Annotated in this window: 12 protein-coding genes; 4 read left to right on the top strand and 8 right to left on the bottom strand. The window is 73.4% G+C overall.

The genetic code is table 11. The features are described from left to right. Positions 1-23: 23 nt before the first annotated feature. Positions 24-1,187 (top strand): DUF418 domain-containing protein, encoded by a 1,164-nt coding sequence (locus IE182_RS26245; protein WP_229845121.1) that lies wholly within the window; start codon positions 24-26, stop codon positions 1,185-1,187. A gap of 101 nt (positions 1,188-1,288) precedes the next feature. Here the strand turns inward: IE182_RS26245 and IE182_RS26240 are convergent, their stop codons facing one another. Together IE182_RS26240 and IE182_RS26235 are read right to left on the bottom strand one after the other, a co-directional pair. Continuing rightward, positions 1,289-1,927 carry a response regulator gene (locus IE182_RS26240; protein ID WP_190112411.1) on the bottom strand — a complete coding sequence of 213 codons (639 nt, stop codon included), beginning with the start codon at positions 1,925-1,927 and terminating at the stop codon, positions 1,289-1,291. 5 nt (positions 1,928-1,932) lie between these two features. After that, the gene (locus tag IE182_RS26235; RefSeq protein ID WP_190112410.1) at positions 1,933-3,186 is read right to left on the bottom strand and encodes a sensor histidine kinase; all 1,254 of its coding nucleotides are present in this window, start codon (positions 3,184-3,186) and stop codon (positions 1,933-1,935) included. 266 nt (positions 3,187-3,452) lie between these two features. Between IE182_RS26235 and IE182_RS26230 the strand changes: the two genes are divergently transcribed. Beyond that, positions 3,453-3,968 (top strand): GlcG/HbpS family heme-binding protein, encoded by a 516-nt coding sequence (locus IE182_RS26230; RefSeq protein ID WP_190112452.1) that lies wholly within the window; start codon positions 3,453-3,455, stop codon positions 3,966-3,968. A gap of 82 nt (positions 3,969-4,050) precedes the next feature. Here IE182_RS26230 and IE182_RS26225 read toward each other — a convergent pair whose 3' ends face one another. Together IE182_RS26225 and tdh are read right to left on the bottom strand one after the other, a co-directional pair. After that, a complete protein-coding gene (locus tag IE182_RS26225) occupies positions 4,051-5,244 on the bottom strand; it encodes a glycine C-acetyltransferase (protein WP_190112409.1) in 1,194 nt (397 codons plus the stop codon). A 28-nt stretch (positions 5,245-5,272) separates the two neighbouring features. Next, complete coding sequence (gene tdh / locus IE182_RS26220; protein ID WP_190112408.1) at positions 5,273-6,313, bottom strand: L-threonine 3-dehydrogenase; 1,041 nt, start codon at positions 6,311-6,313, stop codon at positions 5,273-5,275. Between the two features lie 96 nt (positions 6,314-6,409). Between tdh and IE182_RS26215 the strand changes: the two genes are divergently transcribed. Together IE182_RS26215 and IE182_RS26210 are read left to right on the top strand one after the other, a co-directional pair. Next, positions 6,410-7,324 (top strand): LysR family transcriptional regulator, encoded by a 915-nt coding sequence (locus tag IE182_RS26215; protein ID WP_190112407.1) that lies wholly within the window; start codon positions 6,410-6,412, stop codon positions 7,322-7,324. 158 nt (positions 7,325-7,482) lie between these two features. Beyond that, entirely contained in the window at positions 7,483-7,809 is a 327-nt protein-coding gene (locus IE182_RS26210; protein ID WP_190112406.1) for a putative quinol monooxygenase, read from the top strand. 10 nt (positions 7,810-7,819) lie between these two features. Here IE182_RS26210 and IE182_RS26205 read toward each other — a convergent pair whose 3' ends face one another. From IE182_RS26205 to IE182_RS26190, 4 genes are all read right to left on the bottom strand, one after another. Then, positions 7,820-8,935, bottom strand: coding sequence for a WD40/YVTN/BNR-like repeat-containing protein (locus tag IE182_RS26205; protein ID WP_190112405.1), 1,116 nt, complete (start codon positions 8,933-8,935; stop codon positions 7,820-7,822). A gap of 201 nt (positions 8,936-9,136) precedes the next feature. Further along, the gene (locus tag IE182_RS26200) at positions 9,137-9,775 is read right to left on the bottom strand and encodes a S26 family signal peptidase (RefSeq protein WP_190112404.1); all 639 of its coding nucleotides are present in this window, start codon (positions 9,773-9,775) and stop codon (positions 9,137-9,139) included. Beyond that, positions 9,772-11,664 (bottom strand): ABC transporter ATP-binding protein, encoded by a 1,893-nt coding sequence (locus IE182_RS26195; protein ID WP_190112403.1) that lies wholly within the window; start codon positions 11,662-11,664, stop codon positions 9,772-9,774. Before IE182_RS26195 ends, IE182_RS26200 begins: the two co-directional genes overlap by 4 nt. Further along, positions 11,661-12,206: a thioredoxin domain-containing protein gene (locus tag IE182_RS26190; protein WP_229845105.1), complete on the bottom strand. Its 546-nt coding sequence runs from the start codon at positions 12,204-12,206 to the stop codon at positions 11,661-11,663. The genes IE182_RS26195 and IE182_RS26190 overlap by 4 nt, the downstream gene beginning before the upstream one ends. Between the last annotated feature and the right edge of the window lie 18 nt (positions 12,207-12,224).

Raw genomic sequence — 12,224 nt, 5'->3', positions numbered from 1 at the left:
GTGCCGGCGGCGGCACGCCGCGGCTGGCGCTCCTCGACGTGCTGCGCGGCGCGGCCGTCCTGGGCACCCTCATGACCAACGTATGGATCTTCACCGGGCCCGGGGCGGAATGGGGCGTGCTCGACGGCACGACGGGCTCCTCGCTGCACGGGCTGCTGTCGGGCGCTTCCCTCCCGGAGGTCGTCGAAAGCGTCTTCCGGCTGCTGGCCGACGGGAAGTTCCTGGCCATGCTGACCATGCTCTTCGGCGTGGGCCTGGCGATCCAGTTCGGCTCCGCCGCCCAGCGGGGACAGCCCTGGCCCGGCCGGTACCGGTGGCGGGCGCTGTTCCTCCTGGCGGAGGGCACGCTGCACTTCGTCCTCGTCTTCGCCTGGGACGTCCTCATGGGCTACGCGGTCACCGCGCTGCTCGTGGCCTGGTTGCTCACCCGCTCCGAACGCGTCCGGCACCGGGTGATGTGGACGGCGGCCGGCCTGCACGTGACGGTGATGTCCCTGCTCACGCTGGGGGCGGTCGCCTCGGACCCGGACGGGGGCGACGGGCCCGCCCGCCGCGTCGTCGACCTCTACGCCGACGGCGGCTACCTCGACCAGATCGCCTTCCGCCTCCACAACGCCGTGGCCCTGCGCATGGAACCGGTCCTCTCCTTCGCCCTGCTGGTCTTCCTCTTCCTCCTCGGCGTGCGGCTCCACCGCGCGGGAGCCTTCGCGCCGGACGCCGCCGGCCGCCGCATCCGCGCCCGCCTGCTCGGCTGGGGCCTGGGCGTGGGGCTCCCGCTGAACATCGCGACGGGACTGGGCGGCGCCGACTGCTTCCTGCTCGGCCGCTACGTCGCCGCGCCGGTCGTGGCGCTCGGCTACATCGGCCTGATCGGCGTGATCACCGACCGGGTACGCCGCACCGGCCCCCTCACCGCGGGGCTGACCTCGGTCGGGCGCACCGCACTCTCCTGCTACGTCGCCCAGAACGTGCTGTGCATGCTGGCCGCGTACGGCATCGGCCTGGGGCTGGCGGCCCGCTACCGTGACGCGGGCCCCTGGTGGGTGATCGGCCTGTGGGCGGTGGTGTGCCTCGTCCTCATGGCCGCCTCCCACCTGTGGCTGCGCCGCTTCCCGCACGGGCCGCTGGAGTCGGTGCAGAAGCGCCTCCTGGCCCTGTCGGCGAACGCCCGTCCTCCGCGGGAATGACCTTCCGCATACGGCTGTTGTGAGCGCTCGGCCAGCACGTGATCGACGACGGGAGGGCAGGCCACGGCGCGCGACGGCGACCGGGTGCACGGCACCGTGGCCTACGGCAGCAGTCGCTGTTCCTTGGCGACCGCCACCGCCCCGGCCCGGGTGTCCACGCCGAGCTTGGCGTAGATGCGGCCCAGGTGCGTCTTGACCGTGGCCTCGCTGATGAACAGCGCCCGGGCGATGTCGCGGTTGCCCAGGCCCCGCGCCAACTGGCCCAGGATGTCGCGCTCGCGTTCGGTCAGCGTGCCCGTCGCCGGGCTGGCGCCGCGCATCCGGGCCATCACCCGGCCGGCGACCGGCGGCGAGAGGGTCGTCCGCCCCTGGGCCGCGGCGTGCACCGCGGAGAACAGCTCCTCGGGACGCTCGGCCTTCAGCAGGTAGCCGGTCGCCCCGGCCTCGATGGCCCGGGTCACGTCCGCATCCGTGTCATAGGTGGTGAGGACCAGCACGTGCGTGGACCCTTTGGCCCCGGTGGTGATGCGGCGCGTGGCCTCCACGCCGTCCATGCCCGGCCCCAGCTGGAGGTCCATCAGGACGACGTCCGGGGCGAGCTTGGCGGCCAGCGCGACCGCCTCCTCGCCGCTTCCGGCCTCCCCGACGACCTCGATGCCGGGCTCGCTGGCGAGCAGGGCCCGCAACCCCGCCCGCACCACGGTGTGGTCGTCGCACAGCAGCAGACGGACGGGGGCCATGGCATTCACCGGAGCTCCGAGGAAGGAGAGGAAGAAGAAGGGGAAGGGGAAGCGGGCAGGGGGACGGACGCGGAGACGACCGTGCCTTCGCCGGGCGCGGACTCCACGCTCAGACGGCCGCCGATGCCCAGCACCCGGGCGCGCATGGCGGGCAGCCCGTGCCCGCGCTCCCCGGCGTCCGGCCGGCCCGCGGCCGGGTCGAAGCCCTGCCCGTCGTCGGCGATGTCGAGGACGACGTGGTCGTCGAGGCAGGTGAGGGTGACGGCGGCGGTGGCCGCCCCGGAGTGCTCCCGCACGTTGGCGAGCGCTCCCTGGGCGATGCGCAGCAGCGCCGACTCCACCCGTCCCGGCAGCGGCAGCGGCCCGCCCTCGTGGTGGAAGCGCACGGTGAGCTCCGCGCCCGACTCCCGCTCGGCCAGGGCGCGCAGCGCCTCGGCCAGCGAGACCCCCCGGTCCAGGTCCGGCGGCGCCAGGTCGTGGACGAAGCGACGGGCCTCGGCCAGATCGCGGGCGGCGACGTCGGCGGCGCTGCGGACGTGCGCGCGTGCCGTGGCCGGGTCGGTGTCCCAGACGCGGTCCGCGGCCTGCAACAGCATCCGCTGGCTGGACAGCCCCTGGGCGATGGTGTCGTGGATCTCCATCGCCAGCCGCTGCCGCTCGGCGAGCGTCCCCTCGCGCCGCTCGGTCGCGGCCAACTCCCGGCGGGTGCGCAGCAGATCGTCGATCAGCGCCCGCTGCCGGGCCGCCTGCCGCTGCATGTGCACGAAGACGGCCGTCGCCATCGCGGCGACCGTGGGCGGGGCGACGACCAGGTTCGGGTCGAAGCCGAAGAGGCTGATCTGCGCGGCCACGACGAACACGGTCAGCACGCCGATCAGGACGAGCGCCGCCCGTACGGGCAGCGCGTGCAGGCTCGTGTAGACGAGGGGGATCGCGCACCAGGCGAAGCTCGGCGCCAGCACCACCAGTACGACCCACACGGCGACGACCGCACCGAGCCACAGGCGTCCACGGACCGCGGCCGGCTCGTCCGGGCCCGGTCCGAGCACGTACAGCACGGCCAGCACCACGCTCAGGGCGACGACCCACGGGATGCGGGGCTCCCCGGGGTGGCGGAGCAGGAAGCGGACGAGGGAGGCCCAGAGCAGGAGGAAGAACGCGGCGTGCCGGACGGCGGCGAACCATCGCGCGTCGGGATCGCCCGCATGCTCGCGGGAACGGGCCCCGGCCCGGTCCTGCGGGACGGAGGGAGTGTGCACGGGCGCCTTCTCCTTGCTTTCCTTGCCGTTCCCTTGCCGAAACGGTGCTGCTCTCCCGTCCTAACCCCTCCCGGCCCCCTCCGCATCATCCGATCGGTTGACACGGGCGTCGGCCGTACCGCCCGGCGGGAGCAGCCGGAACGACGATCCGCGCGGGGCCGTGCCGCTCCGAGGATGGGAGCACGGCGCAGGGCCGGGCTGCCCGCCCGCCCCGCCCGCCGCCGTCTTGCAGTCCACCCGCCGAGGAAGAGGTCCCCATGAAGAGCCTGCAGAAGTTCACCGTCCGCGCCCGCGTCCTGACCTGCGTCGCGGCGGCCGTCGTCGGTGCCGGCACCTTCGGCGCCGTCTCCGCGACGGCGTCCGCTGCCCCCAAGGGCTTCACCGAGACCACCCACCTGACGGTCGAGTCGGCCACCGAGGCCGCGCAGGCGGCGCTCGCCGCGGCGAAGAAGGACGGCCAGAAGGTCTCCGTCTCCGTCGTCGACCGCAACGGCAACACCGTGGTGATGCTGCGCGGCGACGGCGCCGGCCCCCAGTCCTACGAGTCGGCCCAGCGCAAGGCGTTCACCGCCGTCTCCTGGAACGCCCCCACCTCCGAGCTGGTCAAGCGGCTGCAGCAGGTCCCCAACCTCAAGGACATCCCCGGCACCCTCTTCCTGCCCGGCGGCGCCCCCGTCAAGGCCGGGCAGGCCCCCGTCGCCGGCATCGGCGTGGCGGGCGCCCCGAGCGGCGACCTCGACGAGAAGTACGCGCAGGCGGGCGTGGCCGCGCTCGGCCACTGACGCACGCGCGGCCGGGGCCGCCGCGCACCGGCACCCGCCGGTGGCGGCGGCCCCGGCCGCCCTGTCGTGCTCCAGGCCCCGGTCAGCCCGCCATCGCGTCCCGGACCTCGCGGAACGCGGCGACCGTGCGCAGGACGTCCTCGCGGGAGTGCGCGGCGGACAGCTGCACGCGGATGCGCGCCCTGCCCTTGGGCACCACGGGGTAGGAGAAGGCGATCACGTAGATGCCCTTCTCCAGCAGCGCCGCCGCCATCCGGGCCGCCAGCGCCGCGTCACCGATCATCACCGGGCTGATCGCGTGCTCGCCGGGCAGGACGTCGAAGCCCGCCGCGGTCATCTCCGCGCGGAAGAGCTTGGTGTTCTCGCGCAGCCGCGTCCGCCGGTCCCCGGACTCCGTCAGCAGGTCGAGCACGCGCAGCGAGGCGCCGACGATCGAGGGGGCCAGGGAGTTGGAGAAGAGGTACGGGCGCGAACGCTGGCGCAGCATCTCCACGATCTCGGCGCGGGCGGCGACGTAGCCGCCGCTGGCGCCGCCGAGCGCCTTGCCGAGGGTGCCGGTGATGATGTCCACGCGCTCGGTCACGCCGAAGAGCTCCGGCGTGCCGCGGCCCTCCTGGCCGACGAAGCCGACGGCGTGCGAGTCGTCGACCATGACGAGGGCGCCGTAGCGCTCGGCCAGGTCGCAGATCTCGTCCAGCGGGGCGATGTAGCCGTCCATGGAGAACACGCCGTCGGTGACGATCAGCTTGTGGCGTGCGCCCGCCGCCTCCTTCAGGCAGCGCTCCAGGTCCGCCATGTCGCGGTTGCGGTAGCGGAAGCGGGCCGCCTTCGACAGACGGATGCCGTCGATGATGCTGGCGTGGTTGAGCTCGTCGGAGATCACCGCGTCCTCGGCGCCGAGCAGCGTCTCGAAGACACCGCCGTTGGCGTCGAAGCACGAGCTGTACAGGATCGTGTCCTCGGTGCCCAGGAACCGGGAGATCTTGTCCTCAAGCTGCTTGTGCGGGGCCTGGGTGCCGCAGATGAAGCGGACGGAGGCCATGCCGAAGCCCCACTCGTCCAGCGCCTGCTTGGCGGCCGCGATCACCTCGGGGTGGTCGGCGAGGTCGAGGTAGTTGTTGGAGCAGAAGTTGACCACCTGGCCGCCCGACGCGCCGTCGCCCACGCGGATGGCGGCGGACTGGGGGCTGGTGATCACGCGCTCGGACTTGTACAGCCCGGCGTCGCGGATGTCCTGCAGCTCGGTGCGCAGGTGCTCGCGCATGCCGTCGAACACGGGTGACTCCTCGTCGTGTGGGTCTGCGTCAGGGGGCGGTGGGCCGGGTCCAGTCGATGACGACCTTCCCGCACTGGCCGGAACGGGCGGTGGCGAACGCCTCGGCGTGCTGCTCGAACCCGAAGCGGTGCGTTATCACCGGGGAGATGTCGAGGCCGCTGCGCAGCAGGACGGACATCGCGTACCAGGTCTCGTACATCTCGCGGCCGTAGATCCCGCGCAGGGTCAGCATGCGGGTCACGACGGTGGCCATGTCGATGGCGACGTCACCGGTGGGCAGGCCGAGGGCGGCGATGCGGCCGCCGGGCGACATGACGGCGATCATGTCCTGGAGGGCGTCGGCGCGGCCCGACATCTCCATGCCCACGTCGAACCCCTCGGTCATGCCCAGCTCCGGCATGACGTCGGCGATGCGACGGCTGCTGACGTCGAGGGCGACGGTGGCCCCCATCTTCTGGGCCAGCGCGAGCCGGTAGGGGCTGACGTCCGTGATGACGGTGGAGCGGGCACCGGCGTGCCCGGCGACGGCTGCGGCCATCATGCCGATCGGGCCGGCGCCGGTGATCAGCACGTCCTCGTTGAGGACGGGGAAGGACAGGGCCGTGTGCACGGCGTTGCCGAACGGATCGAATATGGCGGCCACGTCGATGTCGATCTCGTGGCGGTGCACCCAGACGTTCGACTCGGGCAGGACCACGTACTCGGCGAAGGCGCCGTCGGTGTGGACGCCGAGGCCGATCGTGCGGATGCACAGGTGGCGGCGGCCGGCCATGCAGTTGCGGCAGGTGCCGCAGACGAGGTGGCCCTCGCCGCTGACGACGTCGCCGACCTGGACCTTGGTCACGCCGGGACCGGTCTCCACGACCTCGCCGGCGAACTCGTGGCCCAGTACGAGGGGGGCGCGGACCACCCTGGCCGCCCAGTCGTCCCAGCTGTCGATGTGCAGATCGGTTCCGCAGATGCCGGTGCGCAGCACCTTGATCAGAACCTGCCCCGCGCCGGCCTCGGGGGTCGGTACCTCGGTCAGTTCGAGACCGGGTCCGGCGGTGGTCTTTACCAATGCCCTCATGAGGGATCACTGTGCGGCTTCCGGAGCTGTGAAGTCCATCGACATTTCTCGGGATGGCCTGTGAAGCTCCGCTTAACGATCTGGGACACTGGAGCGGTGATCGACCCCCGCCGCCTCCGGGTGCTGCGCGCCCTCGCCGACCACGGCACCGTCACGGCAGCCGCCCACGCCCTCTACCTGTCGCCGTCGGCCGCCTCCCAGCAGCTGGCCGCCCTGGAGGCCGAGACCGGCCACGCCCTGCTCGAACGGCGCGGCCGCACCGTCCGGCTCACCGCCGCCGGCACCGTCCTGGCCCGGCACGCCACCGAGATCTCCGCCCAGCTGGAGCGGGCCGAGGCGGATCTGGCCGCCTGTTCGACCGGCCTGGTCGGCGAGGTGGCCGTGGCCGCCTTCGCGACCTCCATCACCGAGGTCGTCGCCCCGGCCGTCGCCGCCCTGCGGCGGCGCGCCCCCCAGGTGAGCGTCCGCGTCAAGGACGCCGAGGGGCACACGAGCGCGCGCCTGCTCATCGACGGCGAGGTCGACATCGCCGTCGCCGTCGAGCACCGCGACTCCCTCGCCCCCGGCGACGGCCGGGTGCTGCACGCCCCGCTGTACGAAGAGCCCTTCGACGCCGTGCTGCCGCCGGGCCACCGGCTCGCCGACGCGTCCGAGGTGGACCTCGCGGAGCTGCGCGACGACGTCTGGATCACCCCCTGGCCCGGCAACCCCGTCCACGAGGCCGTGGTGCGCGCGTGCGAGCAGGCCCGCTTCCGGCCCCGGGTGGAATGCCTGTCGGACGACTTCTCCGCCGTGTGCGCCCTGGTCGCCGTCGGCGCCGGCGTCGCCCTCGTGCCGCGTTCGGCGCTGCACGGGATCCGGCCGGCCCTCACCCCGGCCGTGCGCCCGCTGCGCGGGCCGGGCCCCACGCGGCGGGTGTTCACGGCGGTCCGCCGCGGCAGCGAGGACCATCCCCTGCTGCGGCTCACCCTCGCCGAGCTCCGGGAGCGGGCCGCCGCGCTCTCCGCCTGAGAAGGGGCGGTTTTCCGGCAGGGCCGGAATCGGCGGCGGTCACGTTCGCGGGGGAGTGCCGTGCGGGGCACGATGGACCCGTCCACGGGCGCGGCGGTCCCGCCGCCCGCCCACCGTCCTTTGCCCGGCGGCCCCGGCCCCGGTCACCTGGAGCATCCATGATCTTCATCGTCGTCAAGTTCACCGTCCGTCCCGAGCGGAGCGAGGAGTGGCTCGACCTCGTCCAGGACTTCACGCAGGCCACGCGCGACGAGCCGGGCAACGTCTTCTACGAGTGGTCCCGCAGCGTCGACAACCCCCACCAGTTCGTGCTGGTCGAGGCGTTCGCGTCGGCCGAGGCCGGCGAGGTGCACGTGAACTCCGAGCACTTCAAGACCGCCATGGCCTGGATGCCCGACGTCATCGCCGAGACGCCGCAGATCATCAACGTCGAGGTGCCGGGCACCGGCTGGTCGGCGATGGCGGAGCTCTCGCCGCGCGGCTGACGACGGCCCGTCAGTCGACCTGGACCTCCTCCACGCCCAGGTACATCACCTTCGGCTGGGCGGGGTTGAAGGCGAAGGCCGAGATGCCGTCGTAGGCGTTGTGCGTCGTGGAGACCTTGCCCGTCCGCGCGTCGAGGCGGAACAGGTCGGTGCCGTAGTTCTGGAAGTACGTGCCGTACTCGAAGTACAGCACGTCGGCGTCCACGGGGCTCGGCGCCAGCCGCGTGCTGTTGGTCAGCTTGGTCTCCGCGGAGTCGTCGACGACCTTGGTGAAGGTGCGGCCGCCGTCGGCCGACCGGTACAGGTGACGGCCCTCGTCGGACGAGCCGGGCGCGGCCTGCACCAGGTCGATGCCGAGGGCGTAGACCACCGACGAGGAGGCGGGGGAGAAGACCGCGTCGAAGAGGTTGGCGGCACCGCCCGGCGTGCCCGACAGGCCGGTGGACGCCGTCCAGGTGGTGCCGCCGTCGGTGGTCACCGCCCCGCCCTTCGTCATGCCGCCCGCGACGGCGTGGCCGAGGTCCTTCGGGTCGAAGGCCACCGCGTAGACGCCGGCGCCGCCGCCGAACGCCGCGGTGCCCACCTGCCGCCAGCTGGCGCCCGCGTCGGTGGAGTCGTACAGCCGGCCGTCGCCGCCGGCCAGCCGCACGTGGCCCGGCCGCGTGCGGTCCGTACCCAGCCCCACGATGCTCGTGGTCGGCGACTTCAGCGGGGTGACGCTCTTGCCGTCGGTCCGTGCGAGGTAGCCGCCGTTCACCTCCCAGGCGAAGGCGCGGCCGCCGGGGGCCGCCGTCAGCCGGGTGGAGCCGCTGTCGAGCGTTGCGACGCGCGTCCACGTGCAGCCGGCGTCCGTCGAGCGCTGCAGTTCGCTGTTGCGGGTCGCGAGCAGCGTGTTGGGAGTGTCCAGGGCGACCAGGCCGTGGGTGTAGCTGACCGGCTTGAGGGTTCCGGTGGTGGGCCTCAGGCTCGCACCGTCGTCGGTGGTGAACGTGACTCCTCCGTCACCCGTCACCCGGGTGCAGGAGGGGGCCGTCCAGGAGGCGGCCTCGGCCGCCGTGGCGGTGGACGGCTGGGCAAGGACGAAGGCAGCGGCTGCCGCGGTGACGGCCGAACCGATCCGCTTCATGATCTCTCCCTTGTGGGGAACGGACACGAGGTGTCGTGGACGATCATGATCTAACCGGTCACGCTCCGGTCACAGAATGCGATCAAGCGCCATATTTACTGTCTGGAAAGGCGCTTGACGCAAGAAGTGACGCAGGACCCGGCCGGCCGCGCACCATTCTCCGGCTGCCGGAGAAGGGGTCCGCCGGCCGGAAGGGGCCGGTCAGAACGTGCGCAGGACCGACCCCAGGACCCGCTCGGCCGGGAAATACCCCACGTGCCGGGAGTCGTAGCTCTGCTCCCTATTGTCCCCCAGCAGGACGACCATGCCCACCGGTACGCACTCCCCGTCGGCGCCGCCCGCCCCGGCCACGGCACCGGGCGGAACGGGATCGCCCGGCACCGCGGCCACCCGCTTGATGACCCACTGCCGCTCGTAGATCGCCCGGGCCCCCGCACGCCGGGACAGCGCCGGCTCCTCCCACGGCGCCCGGTACGGCGGCCGCTCCACCACGACCACCTCGCCCGGACCCGGCAGCGCGCCGCGGCGCACCAGTACGCGGTCGCCGTCGCGGTAAGCGGGCTCCATGCTCCTGCCGTCGACGGTCACGGCGACCAGGCGCCGCCCGACGGCCGCCGCCAGCAGGACCCCGAAGACGATGATGAGGGCAGCGGCGGCGCAGAGCGTCCCGCCGGCCGTGGCGCCCGCGCGCAGGAGGAGGACCGAGCCTGCGCCCAGCAGCGCCGCCGCGGCCAGCAGCGCCAGCCGCGACAGCAGGGAGCGGTGGGCGCGTCGCCGGGCCCGGTCGAGGGCCGATTCGGCCCGCGCGGCCGAGGCGTCGGGGGAGAGACCGTGGGTCATCGCACATCCTTCAGCGCCGAGGGTGCCCCGGGCCCGTCCCCGGCCCGGTATCCGGAAGCCTGCAACGTGAACAGCCGGGCGTACACCCCCTCGGCCGCCATCAGGGCGGCGTGGTCCCCTTGTTCGGCGACGCGGCCCCCGGACAGCACGACGAGGGTGTCGACGTCGCGCAGCGCCCCCAGCCGGTGGGAGACGAGCAGGCTCGTCCGGCCGGCCCGGTAGCGCCGCAGCGAGCTGTGGACCTCGTACTCGGCGGCGGCGTCGAGCCCGGCCGACGGCTCGTCGAGGATCATCAGGTCCCGCCGGTCGCGGAGGAACGCCCGGGCCAGCGCCAGCCGCTGGCACTGCCCGCCGGACAGCAGGACCCCCGTCGCGGGGTCGTCCTTGTCGGACTCCATGAAGAAGATCCGCGACAGCAGGGTGTCGTAGCCGTGGGGCAGCGCGGCGAGCGTGTCGTCGACGCCGGCACGCCGTGCCGCGGTGCGGATCCGCCCGGGGTCGCCGAGGGCGTCGAGGTCGCCCTGGGCGATGTTCTCCGACACGGTCATGTCGTAGTCCATGTAGTCCTGGAACACCGCACTGATGTTGCGCCGCAGCTCCGCGACGTCGACGTGACGGATGTCCACGCCGTCCCACAGGATTGCCCCGCGCGTGGGGTCGTAGAAGCGGCACAGCAGTTTGACGAGCGTGGACTTTCCCGAGCCGTTCAGGCCGACGAGCCCGACGGACGTGCCGTGCGGGACGAACAGGTCCACTCCCCGCAACACCCAGGGATGGTCGGGGGAGTAGCGGAACCACACGTCGCGCAGCTCGATGCCGCGGCGCAGGCGCGGCAGCGGAAGGGGTGTGTCCGCCGTGGGCAGTTCGGGCCCCGCGCCGGTCACGGCCACGTAGTGGTCGAAGAGCAGGAGGGACTGGTGCACGCCGGCGACGTCGTTCGCCAGGGTGGTGACGGCCCCCTGCACCCCGACCACGGCGGCGATGAACACCGCGACGTCGCCGGGCGTGAGCTCGCCGGCGCCGGCGGCGCCGACCGCCCAGAGCAGGCCTGCGCCGGAGACGAGCGCCGCCAGCAGCCCCAGCCCCGCCTGCACCCGGACCTCGCGCAGGTCCAGCGCCCGGCGCGCGCTGATGGCGGTGCGCCGGTCGGCCAGCATCCGCCCCCGCAGGAAGGCGCCGGTGCCGAACAGCCGGATCTCCTTGGCCGCCTCCACGCTCGTGAGCAGGCCCTGGTAGAAGAACTCCCGCCGCTCGGCCGGCCCGATGTCCCAGACGGTGCGCGCCCGCCGCCGCGAGAGCGTGATCTCGGCGGCGAGCGCGGGGGCGCCGGCCACCAGCACCAGCGCGGTCATCAGCGGGCTGATCAGGGACAGGGAGCCGACGAACCCGGCGATCGTGAAGGCCGAGCGCGCGATGCCCAGCAGGCCGTCGACGGCCTGGGCGGCGGCCGGTGAGGCGACGTCCGTCTGCTGGGCCAGCCGCAGCCGGTCCAGGAAACGGGGGTTCTCGAACCGCCCCAGCCCCACGAATCGGTCCACGGCACGGAACAGCCGGTCCTGTGCGTACAGTCCGACCCTGCGGTCCAGTTCGGTGCGCAGGTACCGCACCAGGTGCGGGGTGACGCCCGCGACGAGGCCGGCCGTCACCAGCGCCAGGGCGGGCAGCAGCAGCTCCGCCCGGCCGCCACCGGCGACGATCCTGTCGATGACCAGCTTCGTGGACCACGCCGTGGCGACGGGCAGGGCGCCGGTGGCGAGGGCGGGCAGCGCGTACAGCGCCAGGGTGCCGGGCGCGGCCCGGGCGACCAGCCGTCCGGCGATCAGGGCCCGGCGCGGCGCGGAGGCCGTGGCGGTGCCGTCGTCCGCGCCCGTGTTCACGCCCCCGCTCATACGGGGGCGACGGCGGGCCGATCGACGTCGACCCGGTCGGCCATGACCAGCAGGCGGCCGTCGGTGGTCCGGTTGACCTTGAGCACCACCGGATAGGCCATCACCTTGAAGGCTTCTCCCATCGCCCCGGAGGCGTCCTCGGTCGTCACCCGGGCCACCGGGCGCAGGGCTTCGACCATGGGGGCCGTCTCGCCGGGCTCACCGATCACCGTGGCCAGCACGCGGCCGCGGCCGCCCGGGACGGAGCGCGCGTACTCCACGAACTTCGGCAGCTTCTCCTTGCAGGGCCCGCACGTGGTGGAGAAGAACGCGACCACCGTCTCGGTGTCGATCATCGTGTCGGTCACCGCCTCGCCGTCCACCGACGTCGCCGAGAACGCACCGACCTCCTCACCGGTGGCGAGCGAGGGCGTCGCCTCACCCTTGCGGGACAGCAGCTCGGTGTGCTCGCGGAGGCGCTTGATGACGCCGACGGTGAGCAGGAGGTCCAGTGAGCACAGGAGTCCGACGAGGACGAGGGCAGCGACGAGCACGAGGGTCACGGCAGTCTCCGTTCTCTT

The organism is Streptomyces cinnamoneus, from assembly GCF_014650495.1.
In the GTDB taxonomy this organism is placed as follows: Bacteria; Actinomycetota; Actinomycetes; order Streptomycetales; family Streptomycetaceae; genus Streptomyces; species Streptomyces cinnamoneus.
This window is presented reverse-complemented; position numbering and strand designations above follow the sequence as displayed.

What these genes read in the sequence shown, in the direction of transcription:
- IE182_RS26240 (WP_190112411.1), bottom strand. Translation starts at nt 1,927, where the DNA reads ATGGCCCCCGTCCGTCTGCTGCTGTGCGACGACCACACCGTGGTGCGG.
- tdh (WP_190112408.1), bottom strand. Translation starts at nt 6,313, where the DNA reads ATGAGGGCATTGGTAAAGACCACCGCCGGACCCGGTCTCGAACTGACC.
- IE182_RS26210 (WP_190112406.1), top strand. Translation starts at nt 7,483, where the DNA reads ATGATCTTCATCGTCGTCAAGTTCACCGTCCGTCCCGAGCGGAGCGAG.
- IE182_RS26205 (WP_190112405.1), bottom strand. Translation starts at nt 8,935, where the DNA reads ATGAAGCGGATCGGTTCGGCCGTCACCGCGGCAGCCGCTGCCTTCGTC.
- IE182_RS26200 (WP_190112404.1), bottom strand. Translation starts at nt 9,775, where the DNA reads ATGACCCACGGTCTCTCCCCCGACGCCTCGGCCGCGCGGGCCGAATCG.
- IE182_RS26195 (WP_190112403.1), bottom strand. Translation starts at nt 11,664, where the DNA reads ATGAGCGGGGGCGTGAACACGGGCGCGGACGACGGCACCGCCACGGCC.